The following is a 17,397-nucleotide window of genomic DNA, read 5'->3' on the forward strand; positions in this document are numbered from 1 at the left end:
GGCAACGCTGTCAGGAAAGCGCCTTGGCTAGCGCGACGAACTCCGCAACGCTCACAGTTTCCGCCCGCCGCGTCGCCTCGATCCCGACCGCGTCGAGCGCCGCGAGCGCGCCCGGCACACCCTTCAAGCTCTGCCGCAGCATCTTGCGCCGCTGCCCGAACGCCGCTGCCGTCAGCCGCTCGAGCGTCGCGAAGCGCACGCCGTCGGGCGCCTCAGCAGGCACGATATGCACCACCGCCGACATCACCTTGGGCGGCGGGGTGAAGGCCGACCGATGCACCGGCATCGCCAGCGTCGCCTTGCTCCGCCACTGCGCGAGCACCGCCAGTCGCCCATACGCTTCGCCATCGGTCGGCGCGACGATCCGTTCGGCAACCTCGCGCTGGAACATCAGCGTCAGGCTCTCCCACCACGGCGCCCAGTCGGCGGACAGCCAGCGCACCAGCAACGCCGTGCCGATGTTATAGGGCAGGTTGGAGGCGATATGCGGCTTGCCCTCGAACAGGCCGGCGCCGTCGATCTCGAGCGCATCGCCCTCGATCACGCGCAGCTTACCGGGAAACGCCTCGCCCAGTTCGGCGAGCGCGGGGATGCAGCGGTGGTCGCGCTCGATCGCCGTCACGCGGGCCCCCGCGCCGAGCAGCGCCCGTGTCAGCCCGCCCGGCCCCGGGCCGATCTCGAGCACTTCGGCATCGGTCAAGTCGCCGGGAATGCGTGCGATCCGCGCGAGCAGTTGCGCGTCGAGCAGAAAGTTCTGCCCCAGCGCCTTGCTTGCGTTGAGGCCATGGCGCGCGATCACCTCGCGCAGCGGCGGCAGTTCTGGCTTGGTCACGCGTCGGCAGCAGCGCGGCGGTCGGCGGCTTCACCGGCGAGACGGATCGCCGCGATCGTCGCACCGGGCTCGGCGCGGTCCTTGCCGGCGATGTCGAAGGCGGTGCCGTGATCGGGCGACGTCCGAACGATCGGCAGGCCGAGCGTGATGTTGACGCCCTCGTCGAAATACAACGTCTTGATCGGCACGAGCGCCTGATCGTGATAGCAGCACAGCACGGCGTCATAGCCAGCACGCGCCCGCGGGTGGAACAGCGTGTCGGCCGCGAACGGGCCAATCGCGTCGATCCCGTCGTCGCGCAGCGCCGCGACCGCAGGCGCGATCAGCTCGATCTCCTCGCGCCCGATCGCGCCGCTCTCGCCGGCATGTGGGTTGAACCCGGCAAAGGCGATGCGCGGGTTGAGGATCCCGAAATTGCGCGCCAAGCCGCGCGCGGTCGCACGGCCCTTGGCGACGATCAGCTCGATCGACAACAGCCCACTCACCGCGGCCAGCGGCACGTGCGTCGTGATTGGCACGACGCGCAGATCGGGGCCGGCCAGCATCATCACCGCATTCTCGCCGGCAATGCCGCAGCGTTCGGCGACGAACTCGGTCTGGCCGGGATAAGTGAAGCCGATCTGGTAGAGCTGGCTCTTCGACACCGGCCCGGTGACGAGCGCCCGCGCGGCACCCGAGCGGACGAGCCCGGCGGCAAGCTCGAGCGCCCGCAAGGCACAGCGCGCGCCCTCGACATCGGGCGAGCCCGGCACGATCTCACCGCCATCCTCGACCGTCAGCACGGGAAGCGCGGTCTCGAACACTCGGTTGGCCGCTTCGGGATGCGCGATGATCGTGACCGGACCATCCCACACTGCTGCGATCGCTCGCGCGTCGCCCGTCGCGAAGAATGGCGGGAGGCCGGCTTCAACGCGACGCGCCCACGCTTTTGCGATCACCTCGGGGCCGATGCCCGCCGGATCCCCCATCGATATGGCGAGCGGCGCGACCATCGTGGTATCCTCCAGGTCAGCGATATTCAACGATCGCGTCACGCCGCAAATCGCGGAGCAACTGGTTCGCACGCAGGTTAACGCGTTGATTTTCCATCGTACTGCGAACTTGTTCCATTCCCGGAATGTTTGCAACCGCTTCGTCACGACCGCACAACACGAGCGAACGGATGCCATCCTTGGCCGAGCCGAACGGCGGCGTCGATTCGCCGACCTGCAGCTTTAGCATGATCTCGCGCAGCGCGACCGGCAAATCCTTGATCCGCACCGAATCGTTGTCGACCACATCCGCGCCGAGCGTTGCCGCAACCTTGGCAACCTCGCCGCAGCCCTTGATCGTCGAGCTGAGCTTGGCGAACTCGGCGACGCGGGCGTTGGCCTGTTCCTGCGTGATCCCCTCGGGGAAGCGCTCGCTGACCTGCTTGAGCGTCAGGCGCGCATCGAGCGGATCGGCGACGCCGATCTTGCGCGTATCGACCAGATAGATGATTGAGAAACCACCCGGCACCTCGATCGGCCCGGCGAGATGCTCGGGCGTCATCGACTTGATCGCCTCCACCAGCGCCGCCGGAAGCTGCGACAATTGCTGCTCGCTCAACCAGTCGAGATCGCCGCCGGTCGCACGCGTCGTGGCGTCGGACAGGCGGGCGTAATAGCCGAACGTATCCTCGCCCTTGTCGCGCTTCTGGATCGACTGCATCATTTGCTGCGCTTGCGCGAACACCTCGGGCGCACGGTCGGCATCGGCCTTCAGATAGATTTCGCGAACGTGATATTCGGTCGAGCCCTGCTGCTTTTTGATCTTGTCGATGATCGCATTGACCTCTTCGTCACCGACGTTGACGTCGACTTTGCGGCGAAGATAGCGGTTCCACGACAGTTCAGCCTCGATCTGGCGCTTGAGCGAACGGTCGGCCGATCCGATCGTCCGCAGATACGCGCGCATTTCGGTCGGCGTCTTGCCGAAGTTGCGGGCGACCGTGTCGTAGCTCTTGTTGATCTCGTCGGGACCAATTTTGACGTCGGCACTCTTTGCCTGCTGGATCTCGAGCGTTTCGTCGATCAGCTGGCGAACGATGACGAGCTTGTACTGCGCCATTTCCTGCGCCGACAGTTTGAGGTCGCGTGCAGCGAGCAACAGCGCAACGCGCTGGTCGATATCGGTCCCGGTGATCACAGCACCGTTGACGATCGCGGTCGGCTTGCGGATCGTCGGATCGACCTTGCCGAAGATCGTTGGGTTCTTGGGCAGATCGAGCGCGGTCACGCCGGCTTGGTCGGATGCCGCCGCCTCGGGCCCCGCTGGCGCCGGCGCAGTCTGCGCGATCGAGCCCCCGCTCGCGGCCAGCAGCGCGATGATCGCTGCGCCAAATCCGAAGCTGCGACCCAGTCGGGTCGGCTTTGCTGTATCAGTCTTCACGTAATCAAAATCCCATCCCGCACAGCGTGCCCGATCAGCCCAAACCTTCGCGCCCTAGGCCCGGGCCCGAACCGTTGGACGCGGTCCTGCGCCGATCCGTCTGAACCAGTGCTTAGCGGCCAAGGTTTTTGAACGCCAGCGTCAACAAGAAGCCATTGCCCGCCTTGACGTCGCCGGTGGTCTGATAATCCCGTTTCCAGGTAACCCCGAGCTTGAGGCAATCATCCTCATACTGCACGCCGAGCCGGTGCCGTACGGGGTCGAACCCGTCGGCGAGCGACAACGGGTCTTCGTCTCGATTGGTCAGATCGATCACCGTCGAGCCGAACACGGACCAGAAGCGCGAAATCTGCACGCGCGAGCCGACCCGCAATTCCTCGCGATCGCGCAGATCCTCGAGCGTCCGATCGATGTTGCGGTTGAGCCGCAGATATCCGACGAGGAAATAGGTGCTGCGCGAACCGACGGTCGCATCGAGCTCGTTGCGGCGGACCGCGAGGTCGCCTTGGTCGAGCCGGTAGCGGTGGATCACCGAAACCCAGTCATGGAAGCGCAGTTCGGTCCGCCCGACGATGTCCGATACGCGTCCCGAAAGGCCGGTACCGTCGGGAAACAGGGTCGGACGGCTGTTGAGGCGATAGCTTTGCCCGATATTGGTCGTGAGCGAGAAGCCCGGTAGGTCGACTGCCCAGTCAAGCCCGTAAGTCACCCGCGCCGAATCCTCGAAGCGATCGTAGCCGGGAAAGCGGTTGAGCGAGAACAGGTTGGTATCCTCGAGATCGACCGACCGCGAATCCTCGTTCGGAACCGTCGTGGTGCCAGCCTGTGGCGATCCGACGATTTGCACGCGCGGGGTAAGGCGCTGCGTGCCGCCAAGGAGCGCCCCGATGAACGGCCACTTCACGTCGATCGCGAACGCGCCGATCAGGCGGCCGCTGACGCCCGACTCGCCGCGATAGTTTGCCACGCTCGTCGCGAGGATATCGCTGGTACGATAGAGGTCGCCGCGGCCGAGCGCGGTGAAGGTCACCTCTTGACCCCAGGGCGTCAGCTTGCGCAATTCCCATTGCGCGCTGGCAAACGCGCGCTGCGTGTCCTGTCCCGCCGGGCGCTCGATCCCGAGCGTGTTGAGCTGGAAGGTGAGAACGCCGCCGAGAAGACTGTCGGGAATCCGCTTGCGATAATCGATCTCGGGCAGCGCGATCGGTTGGAGCGCCTGGCGGTCGCCGACGCGGAGCGTCTGGACGTACCAACCGGCGACCGAGAAATAGCTGCTCCGGTCGATATGCTCAAGCTTCACGGTGCTGCGCAGCCGGTCGTCGGTCGAGATGTCATAGCGTCGCAGGAACGTCGGGTCGGTGGTCAGGCGCAAGGAACCGCTGAGCGTCCAATCGGGGGTCAGCTGGAAACGCGCAACCCCGTCGAGATAGCCGCGGAACGAATTCGGCGTGCCTGCAGGGGTCGGGGTCAGCAAATCGGTGCTGCGCGGGCTCGCGGTGACATAGCCCGCGATGCGGTACGCGCCGAGCGTGTTGAGCGCGCTATATTCGGCCTTGAGCATCGGCAGCACGGCGCTGAAGATCCGCGGCGTGACCGTCAGCCCTTGGTTCGGCCCGAGCGCGAAATGGTAGGGCTGCGCGAATTCGAAGCCGTTGGTACGGCTGTAGCGCAGGTCGGGCGCGAGCAGGCCGTTGTCGTTGCCGTCGCCGATCGCATTCGAGAAAGCGGGCAACGGAATCGTCGGCAGGCCGAACAAATTGATTCGCGCGCCCTTGTAATAGATACGGCGTCGATCGGGCCGATAGATCACGCGCACCGCGGTGATCTTCCACGACGGTTCCTTGGGGCAATTGTTCGAATCGGTCACACCGCACGGCGTGTAGGCGGCATCCTCGAGCACGACGGTCTCGTCGAGCGAGCGCGTTCCCTTGCGTGCAGCCAGTCGTCCACCCTTTTCGAGCACGAGCAGCATGTTGTCGACCATGCCGTCCTTGAGCGCATCGGTCAGCTCGATCGAATCGCCATAGGCGGTGTCGCCGCCGGGGTTGACCACCGCGACATTGCCGTCCGCGTGGACCTTGCCGGTCTTGCGGTCCCATACCACCGTATCGGCGCGCAACCGATTGCCGGCGCGGTACATTCGCACGTCGCCCTTGGCGGTGACCATGTCGCCTTTGCTGTCATATTCCAGCGTCGTGGCGTTGAACTGGACCTGGTCTTCGCCCGTGCTCGGCGTCGTCGCGGGCGGCGGGGGAGGGACGGTCCGCGTCTGCAGATCCTGCGCGAAGGCGGGCGCGGCCGCCCAGACGAGCGGACACACGCAGCTGGCGAGAAAGGAGGCACGCTTCACGTCGGAACTAACACCCTGATGCGAGAAAGCGCCCGATCTGTCGCCGGATGCCGCTGGTCGATCCCGCCCTATCGCATCGACCTTGCCTCGCTGCAATCGTGCTGCGGCGAATTCCCCCGGCGATTTCCTGGGGTCGATCCTTTGCCAGCAGCGTCTGGCTGTCCTAGAGACATTCGACTCATTCGACGACCAGACCACATCGAGGCTTTCATGCACATCGAACTTTCCAGCGCCGCGCCGGCGTCCGCCGCGGCGATCGCCTTTCCCGTCGAGAAGGACGGGCTTGCCCGGCTCGCGACTACGCTCATCGACGCGGCGGCGCTCGATCTCGTCAAGGCCGCGGCCCGCGCGAGCCGCTTCGAGGGCGAGGCGGCGAGTGTCGTCGAGACCTTCGTGACCGACGGTGCGGGCGGGGTGCGGCGCGTGTTGCTGCTCGGCACGGGCGCGGGCAGCGAGCCCGACTATGAGCGCGCCGGCGGTGCGCTGACCGCTCGCTTGCTGACCTCGGGCGTCACGAGCGCGAGCGTCGATTTCACCGGAACGGGCGCCACCCCGAACGCGGTCGCGCGCTTCGCTGGCGCGGCAGCACAGCGCGGCTGGCGTCACGACGTCTATCGCACCAAGCTCCCTGAAAAGTCGAAGCCGACGCTGACCTCGATCGTCCTGCACGGCGCGCCCGAAGCGACCGATGCCGCGTGGAGCAAGCAGAAGGCGCTGACCGAGGGCCTCGAGCTGACGCGCACGCTCGTCGCCGAGCCGCCAAACGTCATCTATCCCGAAACCTTCGTCGCCAAGGTGCTGGCCGAGGTCGAGGGCCTTGGGCTCGAAGTGACCGTGCTTGGCGAGGACGAGATGCGCGAGCTCGGCATGGGCGCATTGCTCGGCGTGTCGCAGGGTTCGGCCAAGGACGCGCGGCTGCTCGCACTGAAATGGAGCGGGGCAGGCGCGGGTGATCCCGAGCTGGCGCTGGTCGGCAAGGGCGTGACTTTCGACACCGGCGGCATCTCGCTCAAGCCCGGGCCCGGCATGGAAGACATGAAGTGGGACATGGGTGGTGCTGGCGCGGTCGTCGGCGCGATGAAGGCGATCGCCGGGCGCAAGGCCAAGGCCAATGTGATCGGCGTGTGCGGCCTCGTCGAGAATATGCCCGATGGCGATGCGATCCGTCCCGGTGACGTGCTCACCTCGATGTCGGGGCAGACGATCGAGATCCTCAACACCGATGCCGAGGGGCGTCTGGTGCTGTGCGACGCGGTCACCTGGGTGCAGCGCACGCATCGCCCCAAGACGATCGTCGATCTTGCAACGCTCACGGGCGCGATGATCATCAGCCTCGGCTCGGAGCATGGCGGCATCTTCGCCAATGACGATTCGCTCGCCGATCAGCTGCTCGCTGCGGGCAAGGCGTCGGGCGACCTGCTGTGGCGCTTCCCGCTGGGCGAGGCGTACAACAAGCTGATCGACTCGCCGATCGCCGACATGAAGAACGTGGGCCCGCGTGGCGCAGGGTCGATCACTGCCGCGCAGTTCATCCAGCGCTTCGTCGATCCGGGCGTGAAATGGGCGCATCTCGACATCGCCGGGATGGTGTGGTCCGACAAGGCCGGCCCGAACTACGACAAGGGCGCGACCGGGTACGGCGTGCGTCTGCTCGACCGGTTCGTCGCGGATAACTTCGAAGCATAAGCCGCAATTCCCCCCTCCCGCTTGCGGGAGGGCTAGGGGAGGGAACGACCTGGAACGCTTGCGGTCCGCCTGAGCAAGAAGGCAAGGTAGTGGGAGAAACATGCAAGTCGACTTCTACCACCTCACCGCGCAACCGCTGGAACGCGTGCTCCCGCGTATCGCCGAGCGCGTCGTCGAGACCGGCGGCCGCCTGCTGATCGTCGCCGAAAGCGCCGATCAGCGCGGCGCGCTCGACCGCCTGCTATGGACCTATGCCCCCGACAGCTTCCTCCCGCACGCACAAGCCGACGGCGAGAGCGACGCCGCCCAGCCGATCCTGATCACCGACCGCCCCGCCGCCGCCAATGCCGCGCGCAACATAGCGCTTGCCGACGGCGTGTGGCGCGAGGAAGCGCTCGGCTTCGACCGCGCCTTCCACTTCTTCGACGAGGAGCGCATCATCCAAGCGCGCGCCGCGTGGAAAGCGCTCGCCGATCGCTCCGGTATCGAGCGCCGCTACTGGAAACAGAATGACAGCGGCCGGTGGGAGCAAGCCGCCTGAGGCTTGCATCCGACCGGGCGCCCGACTAGGGGAGCGCGACTTTCCAAACGCCTTTCAAACACAGGAGCTTCACGGTCATGGCCGCGAACCGCACTTTTTCGATCATCAAGCCCGACGCGACGCGTCGCAACATCACCGGTGCCGTCACCAAGATGCTCGAGGAAGCAGGGCTCCGCGTCATCGCCTCGAAGCGCATCCAGATGACCCGCGAGCAGGCCGAAGGCTTCTACGCGGTCCATAAGGAGCGTCCGTTCTTCGGCGAGCTCGTCAGCTTCATGATCTCGGGCCCGGTCGTCGTGCAGGTGCTCGAGGGCGAGAACGCCATGCAGCGCAATCGCGACATCATGGGCGCAACCAACCCGGCGAACGCCGAGGCCGGCACGATCCGCAAGGAGCTCGCCGAGTCGATCGAAGCCAACACCGTGCACGGTTCGGATTCGGACGAGAATGCTGAGATCGAGATTGCCTATTTCTTCAAGCCCGAAGAAATCGTCGGCTGATGCCAAAGTGGCGCGTGCGACGGGCAGGGCCGGCGGATGCCGACCTGCTCTCGCTCGTCGCCAACGCGGCGTTCCTCGACACCTATGCGCCGTCGCTCGCCGGCGCCGATCTCGTCGTGCATTGTCTCAAGAACAATAGCGCGGCGGTGTTCGCCAAATGGCTCGCCGATCCCGCGACGGTCGTCACCGTCGCGGAGATCGAGCCCGGGTTTGCGCCGATCGGCTATGCCGTGCTGACCGCGCCCGACTTTCCGATTGCGCTGCAGCCCGGCGATATCGAGCTGCGCCGGATCTACACGCTGCGACAGGCCTATGGCAGCGGCATCGGCGCCGCGCTGATGGCGCAGGCGATCGCCGATGCTGTCCTGGTTGGCGCCAAGCGTGTGTTGCTCGGCGTATGGGATCAGAATGCCCGCGCCCGTGCCTTTTACGAACGCAATGGATTTAGCGTCATCGGCACCCGCGACTTCGTTGTCGGCGGCGAGGTGCATGTCGACCCGGTTTACGCGCGCGGACTTTGAACCCCGGCTGTAACGGCGTCAGTCGTTGGTCTTCGGCTGCTGACCCGCCCAGACCGCATCGAGCCGCTTCTGCGTCCCGCCGAGTTCGTGGAGCCGCAGGCTTTCGAGCTTGACGGACCGTCCGAACGGAAACCCGCCCTCGGTCTTCCACCCGATATCGTAGATCCCGCGCGTCGTCCGCGGCGTATCGCCATCCCAATAGGTCAGCGCGATCAGCACCGGCAGCCGCCCGGTCTTCTTATCGGGCCCGCCATCGGTCGCTTTCAGCAAGGCATGGTCGAACCAACCGCGATCGATCGTATCGGCAACGGTATCCTTGGTGCCGACGCCGAGCGCGGTCGGGAAGGTAACGGTCGCGTCGCGGATCGCATGGCGGTCGTCGTGCGCGAGCAGCAACGCGGTGCCGTTCGAGGCTGGCGCCGCGCGGATGTCGAAGCGTGATTGCTCGCGCGCTGCCTTGATCGAGGCGACCTGCTTGTCGGCTTCGTCTGCGCGGTGATCGGCCCAGTTGAGGTACAGGCTGCCGCCCGCAATGAGCAACCCGGCGACCGCGATGAATTCGCCGAGGTTGATCCAACGCCGCCGCGTCGCCGCTGCTTCGGCCTTGGCGACCGCCTCGGTCGCGGCGACCTGGAGTTCGGGATCGCGCGGTTGCTCGCTCACCGTCCGCCCGCCTCGAGCAAGCGACGCGGCGCGGCGAGTTCCCAGCTGATCGCGATCCGGTCGCCGACGCGGTCCCAATCGGTGTCGTCACGATCGAGCCGCATTGCGACCCAGCCCGATGCGCCGAGATAGGCCGGGCGGAAATAGGTCTCGGGATCGGCTTCGATCAGCATCGCCTGCTCGTCGACCCCGGTGGTCTTGACGATCACGACGGTTTCGCCGTCGCCGTGATGATCATGCCAGAAATAGGCGAAGAACTTGCCATCGGCGATCAGGAAGCCGGGTGCCCCGTGCGACGGGCGTTCGGTGGTTTCGGGCAATGCCAGCGCCAGTGCGCGGACCTTGGCGAGGGCGGATTCGGGATTGGGGCTCATCGTTTTACGAACTCTGCCAGAACCTGGGGGTAAAGGCGATGCTCGGCCTCAAGCACGCGCGCGGCGAGGCTGTCGGGGGTGTCACCGGCCACGATCGGCACTTCGGCCTGGCCGAGCACGTCGCCACCATCGAGCTCCTCGGTGACGATATGGACCGAGCAGCCAGCAACCGCATCGCCCGCTTCGATCGCACGGGCGTGGGTATCGAGGCCTTTGTACTTGGGCAGGAGCGAAGGGTGGATGTTGATGATCCGGCCCGCCCAGCGCGCGACGAAGCCGTCGGAGAGCAGGCGCATGTAGCCGGCGAGCGCGATGATCTCGACGCCAGCTTCGACAAGCGCGGCGTCGATCGAGGCTTCATAGTCGGCCTTCGGGATGCCCTTGGGCGATTGCGTGAAGGTGGCGAGGCCACGCTCGCGCGCCCAGGCGATGCCGGCGGCGTCGGGCTTGTCCGATGCGACGAGCGCGACGTGATAGTCGCGCGCCGCCTCGACCAGCGCCATCATATTGGAGCCACGCCCCGAGAGCAGAATGCCGACCTTGACGCTCACTGCCCCCCTCCCGCTTGCGGGAGGGGCTGGGGGTGGGCACCCGACATCGACGGTAGCTGACGGTGATGGCGCGCGCCCACCCCCGACCCCTCCCGCAAGCGGGAGGGGGGAAGACGACGTTCACCCATGGTTATGCGTCGCGGTCCAATCGGCACGACCGCCCCACGTCTCGACCGACCCCGACACCGTGCACCCGCGCACGCCAGCCGCGATCGTCCCGATCGCGAACACCGTCTCGCCCGCCGCCTCGAGCCCGGCGGTCACCGCCGCGACCTCGTCCGCTGCCACCACAGCGACCATCCCGATCCCGCAATTGAAGGTCCGCGCCATTTCTTCGGGCTCGATATTGCCCTGCGCCTGGAGGAACGCCATCAGCCGCGGCTGCGCCCAGGCATCGGCGTCGATCCTCGCATGCGTGCCGTCGGGCAGCACGCGCGGGATGTTCTCGAGCAAGCCGCCGCCGGTGATGTGCGCGAGACCCTTGATCCGCTTTTCCGCAAGCAACGGCAGCAATGCCTTCACGTAGATCCGCGTCGGCGCCATCAACGCATCGATCAGCAAGACGTCCGCATCGAACAGCGCCGGCCGGTCGAGCTTCCAACCCTTGTCGGCGGCAAGGCGGCGCACGAGCGAAAACCCGTTAGAATGCACACCAGCCGAGGCGAGCCCGAGCACGACGTCGCCCGGCGCAATGTCAGCCCCGGTCAACGCCCGATCGCGCTCTACCGCCCCGACGCAGAAGCCTGCGAGATCATAATCGTCGGCGGCATACATACCCGGCATCTCGGCCGTTTCACCACCGATCAGTGCGCAGCCCGCCTGGCGACAGCCCTCGGCGATCGAGGCGATCACGCGCTCGGCGACTGCGGGGTCGATCTTGGCGGTCGCATAATAATCGAGGAAGAAGAGCGGCTCGGCGCCCTGGACGATCAGATCGTTCGCGCACATCGCGACGAGATCGATCCCGACCCCGTCATGCGCATTGTGCTCGATCGCGAGCTTGAGCTTGGTCCCGACGCCGTCATTCGCCGCGACGAGCAGGGGATCGACGAACCCCGCCGCCTTGAGATCGAACAGACCGCCAAAGCCGCCCAGTTCGGCATCGGCACCCGGCCGACGCGTCGCCTTGGCGAGCGGTGCGATCGCGCGCACCAGCGCATTGCCAGCGGCAATCGAGACGCCCGCTTGGGCATAGGTGTAGGACTCGGTGTCCGGGTTCGTTTCGCTCATCGTGCCCGCCTAGCCATATCCTGCTTGGATTTCCACGCCTCCTTCGCCAAAAGGGCGCCGACATGTCGATCCGCCGCCTTTCCACGCCCGTAAAGTTCGCTGCGGCGCTCGCCCTGACCGCGTCGGGAGGGCTGGTGCTCGCGCAAGTCGACGATCCCGATCAAGGTGTCGCCGCCGCCGACAGCTCGGGCAGCTATGAAGTGAGCGGCATTCAAATCGACGTTACCGGCAAGAGCGCAGAGGCCGCGCGCTATGCGGGATGGCGGATCGCGCAGCGCAAGGGTTGGGACATGCTGTCGCGCCGGATGGGCAGGGGCGGGGGCACGCTGCCCGACGGTACGCTCGACGCGATGGTGTCTGGGATCGTCGTCGAGAACGAACAGATCGGCCCCAACCGCTACGTCGCCAAGCTCGGCGTGCTGTTCAGCCGGGCGCGTGCCGGGTCGATCCTCGGCGTATCGGCCGAGGCGTCGCGCTCGTCGCCGATGCTGACGATTCCGATCGAAGTGAGCGGCGGGGTCGCCACCGGCTTCGAACAGAAGACCGCCTGGCAGGACGCGTGGAGCCGCTATCGCACCGGCAACAGCGCGGTCGATTATGTCCGCCCGACCGGCACCGGCGCCGACGCGCTATTGCTCAACCTCGGCCAGACCGAACGTCCGGGTCGTGGCTGGTGGCGCGTCGTGCTCGATCAATATGGCGCGACCGATGTGCTCGTGCCCAAGGTCACGCTGCGTCGCGAATGGCCCGGCGGGCCGATCATCGGCGTGTTCGAGGCGCGGCATGGCCCCGACAATCGGCTCGTCACGCAATTCACGCTGCGCGTCGACCGCGCGGACGCACTCGCTGTTTTGCTCGACGCGGGCGTCAAGCGGATCGACGAAGCCTATCAGGCCGCGTTGCGCGGCGGCGGGCTCAGCGGCGATTCCGGCCTCGCCTATGTCACGCCCGTCGCCACGCCGACGCCGGTCGCCACGCCAACCGAAGTCGTCCCGATCGATCTCGGGATCGATGGCTTGCCGGGCCCCGCCGCGACCAAGAGCGGCGTTACGATCACGGTCCAGGTCGACACGCCCACCGCCGGCTCGGTCACGGGAACCGAGAGTGCGCTTCAGGCGATCCCTGGCGTTCGCTCGGCGATCACCACGAGTCTCGCGATCGGCGGCGTGTCGGTGCTGCGCGTCGCATATGACGCCGATCCGGCGGTATTGCGCGCCGCGCTCGAATCACGCGGTTGGAGCGTGAGCGCGAGTGGATCGACCCTCCGCATCCGCCGCGGCGGTTCGGCGGTTCAGGGGAGCCAGCCCACCCCTACCGATTCGCCGACGGGGTGATCTGATGCTTCCGGCACAAATGGCACTTCCGCTCGACTGGCCAGCCGATCCGCGTGACGATGAATTCCTGATCGGGGATTCGAACATGCGGGCGGTGCAGCAGCTCGAACATTGGAGCACCTGGCCCGTGATGGCCGTCGTCGTTACCGGCCCGCGCAAATCGGGTCGCAGCCTGCTGGCGCGCATCTTTGCCGCCAAGACCGGCGGCGGGTTGATCGACGATGCCGAGCGGCAGAACGAGACGAGCATCTTCCACGCGTGGAACCGCGCGCAGGAGGATCGCCGCCCGGTCGTGATCGTCGCCGACGCGCCGCCGCCCGAATGGTCGATCAAGCTCCCCGACCTGCGATCGCGCCTTGCCGCGAGCCCTACGGTGCGGATTGGCGATCCCGACGAGGCGCTGATGCGCGCAATCTTCGAGCGTCAGTTCCTCAGGCGTGGTATCGACGCGCGGCCGGAGGTGATTCAATGGCTCGTCCTGCGGGTGGAACGCACCCATATCAGCTTGCTGCGCACGGTCGATCTGCTCGACCAGGCGCTGTTGGCGCGGCACAAGCGCCTGTCTATCCCGCTCGCACGGGTGACGTTGATCGAAGCCGGACTGATCCCGGGCGCGGCACCCGACTTGTTCCCCGAATCGACGGAAACCCGATGACCCGCCCAGCCCATCTCGCGAGCCTGGACCATGACGACGATCCGTTTGCGGGCAGCGAGGGGAGCGACCGTTATTTCAATCGCGAGCTCTCCTGGCTCGCCTTCAACCGCCGCGTGCTCGAGGAAGCGTGCAACACCGCGCATCCGCTGCTCGAGCGTGTGCGCTTCTTGTCGATCTCGGGGTCGAACCTCGACGAATTCTTCATGGTCCGCGTGGCTGGGCTCAAGGGCCAGCAGTTGCAGGACGTCGCGCGGCTGTCGAACGACGGGCTGACGTCGGGGCAGCAGCTCGCGGCGATCGTTGCCGAGGCCGATGCGCTGGTGACGAGCCAGCGCGACGTGTGGCGCGACTTGCGCCGTCAGCTCGCCGAGACGGGCATCGCGGTGCTCAGCTCGCGGACGATCGACGAGGCGCTGTCGGGCGAGGATCTCGCCTGGCTCGAAACACAGTTCCGCGAGCAGCTCTTCCCGATCCTGACCCCGCAAGCGCTCGACCCCGCGCATCCCTTCCCGTTCATCCCCAACAAGGGGCTCGCGGTGATGTTCGACCTCGTCCGCATCTCGGACGACCAGCCGATCCGCGAGCTCGTCATGATCCCCGCGCCGATGCCGCGTTTCCTGCGCCTGCCCGGCGAGAAGGCACGCTACATCGCGGTCGAATCGCTGGTGAAGCGTTTCGCCCCGCTTGTCTTCCCGGGCTATCGCGTGATCGGCGGTGCTGAATTCCGCGTGCTGCGCGACAGCGATCTCGAGATTGAGGAAGAAGCCGAGGATCTCGTCCGCTACTTCGCCAATGCGATCAAGCGGCGTCGGCGCGGCCGCGTAATCCGGCTCGAACTCGAAAGCGGCATGCCCAAGCGGCTCGGCTCGGTGCTCCGCGACGAACTCGGCGGCGCGGATTGCTTCGTCACCGAGAGCGGCGCGTTTCTCGGCGTCGGCGATCTCGAGGCGATCGTCGACGAGGATCGCCCCGATCTCAAATTCCCGCCCTTCTCGCCGCGTTTCCCCGAGCGAGTTCGCGAATATGGGGGCGATTGCTTCGCCGCGATCAAGGCGAAGGACATCGTCGTCCACCACCCGTACGAGACCTTCGACGTGGTGCTCGCCTTCCTCAAGCAAGCGGCCGCTGACCCCGACGTCGTCGCGATCAAGCAGACGCTATACCGCGCGGGCAAGCAGCCCGCCGTCATCAACGCGCTGATCGCCGCGGCCGAAGCGGGCAAGTCGGTTACCGCGGTGGTCGAATTGAAGGCGCGCTTCGACGAAGAGCAGAACCTGCTCTGGGCCTCGGCGCTCGAGCGCGCGGGCGTCCAGGTCGTCTATGGCTTTATCGACTGGAAGACGCACGCCAAGGTCTCGATGGTGGTGCGCCGCGAGAGCGGGCAATACCGCACCTACTGCCATTTCGGGACTGGCAATTACCATCCGATCACCGCCAAGGTGTACACCGACCTGAGCTTCTTCACCGCCGACCCGCGGCTCGGTCTCGATGCCGCGCAGATGTTCAATTACATCACGGGCTATGTCGAACCCGAGAACATGGCGCTGATCAGCCTCTCGCCGCGCGACTTGCGCCCGCGGCTGATGCGGCTAATTGATACCGAGATCGCCAACGCCAAGGCCGGCCGCCCGGCCGCGATCTGGGCGAAGATGAACTCGGTGGTCGACCCGGCGGTGATCGACAAGCTCTACGAAGCGAGCGACGCCGGAGTGCAGATCGACCTCATCATTCGCGGGATCTGTTGTCTCAAGCCCGGCGTCCCGGGCCTGTCGGAGAACATCCGCGTGAAATCGGTGATCGGCCGCTTCCTCGAGCACAGCCGTATCTGGTGCTTCGGCAATGGCGGGATGCTGCCCAACGACGGCGCGCAAGTGTTCATCTCCTCTGCGGACTGGATGCAGCGCAATTTCGATCGCCGGATCGAATATATGCTGCCGATCGAAAACAAGACCGTCCACCAGCAGATCCTCGACCAAGTGATGGTCGCCAACCTGATCGACAACGAGCAGAGCTGGGAGCTGCAGGGCGACGGGTCGTACGTTCGCACGCAGCCGGGCGACCGGCCGTTCAACCTGCATCGCTATTTCATGACCAACCCGTCGCTGTCGGGGCGCGGCGCCTCGCTCGCGGCGAGTGGTTCGGTGCCCAAGCTTTCGCTCCGAAACCGGCGCTAAGCCGATGGACACCACCCCCAGGATCTCGGCGGCGTCATCTGACAACGCTGTCTCCGGTAATCGCGTCGTCGCGCGCGAGCAGGATCCCGCCGAGCCGCGCACCGCGATCATCGATATCGGATCGAATTCGATCCGCCTGGTTGTCTATCAAGGGCCTGAGCGAATGCCCGCGACCTTGTTCAACGAGAAGGTGATGGCCGGGCTCGGCCGCGGCCTGGCCGAGACTGGCGCGATTGCCGAGACAGGCATCACGGTCGCCAAGGACGCGCTCGCGCGTTTCGCTGCTGTCGCGCGCGAGATGGAAGTGACCCGGCTGCGCACGGTCGCGACTGCGGCTGTGCGCGATGCCTCGAACGGCAAGGTTCTGCTCGATGCGGCGCGCGATCTCGGGCTCGAGGTCGAATTGCTCAGCGGCGAGCAGGAAGCAACGGGTGCCGGCTACGGCGTGTTGTCTGCGATCCCGCAGGCCGATGGTATCGTCGGCGATCTCGGCGGCGGCAGCCTCGAACTCATCCGCATTCGTGGCGGCAAGGTCGGCGAGCGTGTGTCGTTTCCGCTCGGCGTGCTGCGCATCGGCGCGATTCGCGACAAGGGGCCGGGCGTGTTGCAGCGCGAGGTCGCGCGTGCGCTCGATCGCGCGGGCTGGACGGGGAAGGGGGCGGGGTTGCCGCTCTATCTCGTCGGCGGATCGTGGCGCGCGCTCGCGCGGCTCGACATGCACCTCGGCAGCTACCCGCTTCCCGTGATCCACGAATATGCGATGTCCGCCGAAGCGATCGCGCGGATGGGGCGGACGATCAGCCACGTCAACAAGAGCTGGCTGCGCGCGATCCCGGGCCTGTCCGCCGCCCGCGCGGCAACGCTGAGCGACGGGACCGCGCTGCTCGTGTCTTTGCTCAAGCATCTCGGCAGCGAGACCACGATCGTCTCGGCCTTCGGGCTGCGCGAAGGACTGCTCTACGGCGCGCTAGCCCCGGACGTCCGCGCGCAGGATCCACTGATCGTCGCGACGCGCGACGAAGGCCGGCGGCATGGCCGCTTCGCCGAGCATGGCGATTTGCTCGACCGCTGGATCGCGCCGCTCTTCACGCGCGACCGGCCCGAGATGGCGCGGCTGCGGCTCGCGGCGTGCTTGCTCGCCGATGTCGGCTGGCGCGCCAATCCCGAATTCCGCGCCGAGCGCGGCGTCGAAGTCGCGCTCCACGGCAATTGGGTCGCGGTCGACGCGCGCGGTCGTGCGCTGATCGCACAGGCGCTCCACACGAGTCTGGGGGGCGGGGTCAACACGCCCGCGCCGCTCGCGGTGCTCGCCGATCCGCTCGACTTGAAGCGCGCGGTGCATTGGGGGCTGGCGATGCGGCTCGGGCAGCGGATGAGCGGTGGGCTGGCCGGACCGCTCCAGCGCTCGTCGCTTGCCGACGATGGCGAGACGGTGACGCTGCGCGTAAAGAGCAGCGATATCGCGCTGTACAGCGAGACGGTCGAGCGGCGTCATGCCTCGCTGGCAACGGCGCTGGGACGCAAGGCGGTGATCGTAGAGTAGGCCCCTTCGTCACCCCGGGCTCGTCCCTGAG

The 17,397-nt window shown here is 66.6% G+C and carries 16 protein-coding genes; 8 read left to right on the forward strand and 8 right to left on the reverse strand.

Annotation, left to right across the window (positions count from 1 at the left end; all coding sequences use genetic code 11):
* Positions 1–10: 10 nt before the first annotated feature.
* The 4 genes from rsmA to ABIB28_RS00465 all read right to left on the reverse strand — a co-directional run bounded on the left by rsmA (position 11) and on the right by ABIB28_RS00465 (position 5,594).
* Positions 11–832 (reverse strand): 16S rRNA (adenine(1518)-N(6)/adenine(1519)-N(6))-dimethyltransferase RsmA, encoded by an 822-nt coding sequence (gene rsmA / locus ABIB28_RS00450; protein ID WP_354285548.1) that lies wholly within the window; start codon positions 830–832, stop codon positions 11–13.
* Positions 829–1,824: a 4-hydroxythreonine-4-phosphate dehydrogenase PdxA gene (pdxA, locus tag ABIB28_RS00455; protein ID WP_322163858.1), complete on the reverse strand. Its 996-nt coding sequence runs from the start codon at positions 1,822–1,824 to the stop codon at positions 829–831. The genes rsmA and pdxA overlap by 4 nt, the downstream gene beginning before the upstream one ends.
* A gap of 16 nt (positions 1,825–1,840) precedes the next feature.
* Positions 1,841–3,244: a peptidylprolyl isomerase gene (locus ABIB28_RS00460; RefSeq protein WP_189674684.1), complete on the reverse strand. Its 1,404-nt coding sequence runs from the start codon at positions 3,242–3,244 to the stop codon at positions 1,841–1,843.
* A gap of 112 nt (positions 3,245–3,356) precedes the next feature.
* Positions 3,357–5,594, reverse strand: a complete 2,238-nt coding sequence (locus ABIB28_RS00465; protein ID WP_354285551.1) for an LPS-assembly protein LptD — start codon at positions 5,592–5,594, stop codon at positions 3,357–3,359.
* 210 nt (positions 5,595–5,804) lie between these two features.
* Here ABIB28_RS00465 and ABIB28_RS00470 point away from each other — a divergent pair, with 210 nt between their 5' ends.
* The 4 genes from ABIB28_RS00470 (at position 5,805) to ABIB28_RS00485 (ending at position 8,842) form a co-directional block, all read left to right on the forward strand.
* Positions 5,805–7,280: a leucyl aminopeptidase gene (locus tag ABIB28_RS00470; RefSeq protein WP_354285553.1), complete on the forward strand. Its 1,476-nt coding sequence runs from the start codon at positions 5,805–5,807 to the stop codon at positions 7,278–7,280.
* 100 nt (positions 7,281–7,380) lie between these two features.
* Complete coding sequence (locus tag ABIB28_RS00475) at positions 7,381–7,821, forward strand: DNA polymerase III subunit chi (protein WP_354285554.1); 441 nt, start codon at positions 7,381–7,383, stop codon at positions 7,819–7,821.
* Positions 7,822–7,898: 77 nt separating this feature from the next.
* On the forward strand, positions 7,899–8,321 hold the full coding sequence (gene ndk / locus ABIB28_RS00480; protein ID WP_133188157.1) for a nucleoside-diphosphate kinase: 423 nt from the start codon (positions 7,899–7,901) through the stop codon (positions 8,319–8,321).
* A complete protein-coding gene (locus tag ABIB28_RS00485) occupies positions 8,321–8,842 on the forward strand; it encodes a GNAT family N-acetyltransferase (RefSeq protein WP_354285557.1) in 522 nt (173 codons plus the stop codon). Before ndk ends, ABIB28_RS00485 begins: the two co-directional genes overlap by 1 nt.
* 18 nt (positions 8,843–8,860) lie before the next feature.
* Here ABIB28_RS00485 and ABIB28_RS00490 read toward each other — a convergent pair whose 3' ends face one another.
* From ABIB28_RS00490 to purM, 4 genes are all read right to left on the reverse strand, one after another.
* Positions 8,861–9,505 (reverse strand): hypothetical protein, encoded by a 645-nt coding sequence (locus ABIB28_RS00490; RefSeq protein WP_354285559.1) that lies wholly within the window; start codon positions 9,503–9,505, stop codon positions 8,861–8,863.
* A complete protein-coding gene (locus tag ABIB28_RS00495; protein ID WP_354285561.1) occupies positions 9,502–9,879 on the reverse strand; it encodes an MmcQ/YjbR family DNA-binding protein in 378 nt (125 codons plus the stop codon). The genes ABIB28_RS00490 and ABIB28_RS00495 overlap by 4 nt, the downstream gene beginning before the upstream one ends.
* Positions 9,876–10,385 (reverse strand): phosphoribosylglycinamide formyltransferase, encoded by a 510-nt coding sequence (gene purN / locus ABIB28_RS00500; RefSeq protein WP_354286310.1) that lies wholly within the window; start codon positions 10,383–10,385, stop codon positions 9,876–9,878. Before purN ends, ABIB28_RS00495 begins: the two co-directional genes overlap by 4 nt.
* A gap of 165 nt (positions 10,386–10,550) precedes the next feature.
* Positions 10,551–11,660 carry a phosphoribosylformylglycinamidine cyclo-ligase gene (purM, locus tag ABIB28_RS00505; RefSeq protein ID WP_354285563.1) on the reverse strand — a complete coding sequence of 370 codons (1,110 nt, stop codon included), beginning with the start codon at positions 11,658–11,660 and terminating at the stop codon, positions 10,551–10,553.
* 62 nt (positions 11,661–11,722) lie between these two features.
* Here purM and ABIB28_RS00510 point away from each other — a divergent pair, with 62 nt between their 5' ends.
* Genes ABIB28_RS00510 through ABIB28_RS00525 form a run of 4 tightly spaced genes read left to right on the forward strand, consistent with a single transcriptional unit; the run spans position 11,723 to position 17,366 of the window.
* Positions 11,723–12,994 (forward strand): heavy-metal-associated domain-containing protein, encoded by a 1,272-nt coding sequence (locus ABIB28_RS00510; protein WP_354285565.1) that lies wholly within the window; start codon positions 11,723–11,725, stop codon positions 12,992–12,994.
* A 19-nt stretch (positions 12,995–13,013) separates the two neighbouring features.
* Positions 13,014–13,649: an HdaA/DnaA family protein gene (locus ABIB28_RS00515; RefSeq protein WP_133191952.1), complete on the forward strand. Its 636-nt coding sequence runs from the start codon at positions 13,014–13,016 to the stop codon at positions 13,647–13,649.
* Positions 13,646–15,823: an RNA degradosome polyphosphate kinase gene (locus tag ABIB28_RS00520; RefSeq protein ID WP_133188169.1), complete on the forward strand. Its 2,178-nt coding sequence runs from the start codon at positions 13,646–13,648 to the stop codon at positions 15,821–15,823. Before ABIB28_RS00515 ends, ABIB28_RS00520 begins: the two co-directional genes overlap by 4 nt.
* Before the next feature lie 4 nt (positions 15,824–15,827).
* The gene (locus ABIB28_RS00525; RefSeq protein WP_354285568.1) at positions 15,828–17,366 is read left to right on the forward strand and encodes a Ppx/GppA phosphatase family protein; all 1,539 of its coding nucleotides are present in this window, start codon (positions 15,828–15,830) and stop codon (positions 17,364–17,366) included.
* Positions 17,367–17,397: the final 31 nt, after the last annotated feature.

This window comes from Sphingomonas sp. UYEF23, assembly GCF_040546165.1.
GTDB lineage: Bacteria > Pseudomonadota > Alphaproteobacteria > Sphingomonadales > Sphingomonadaceae > Sphingomonas > Sphingomonas glacialis.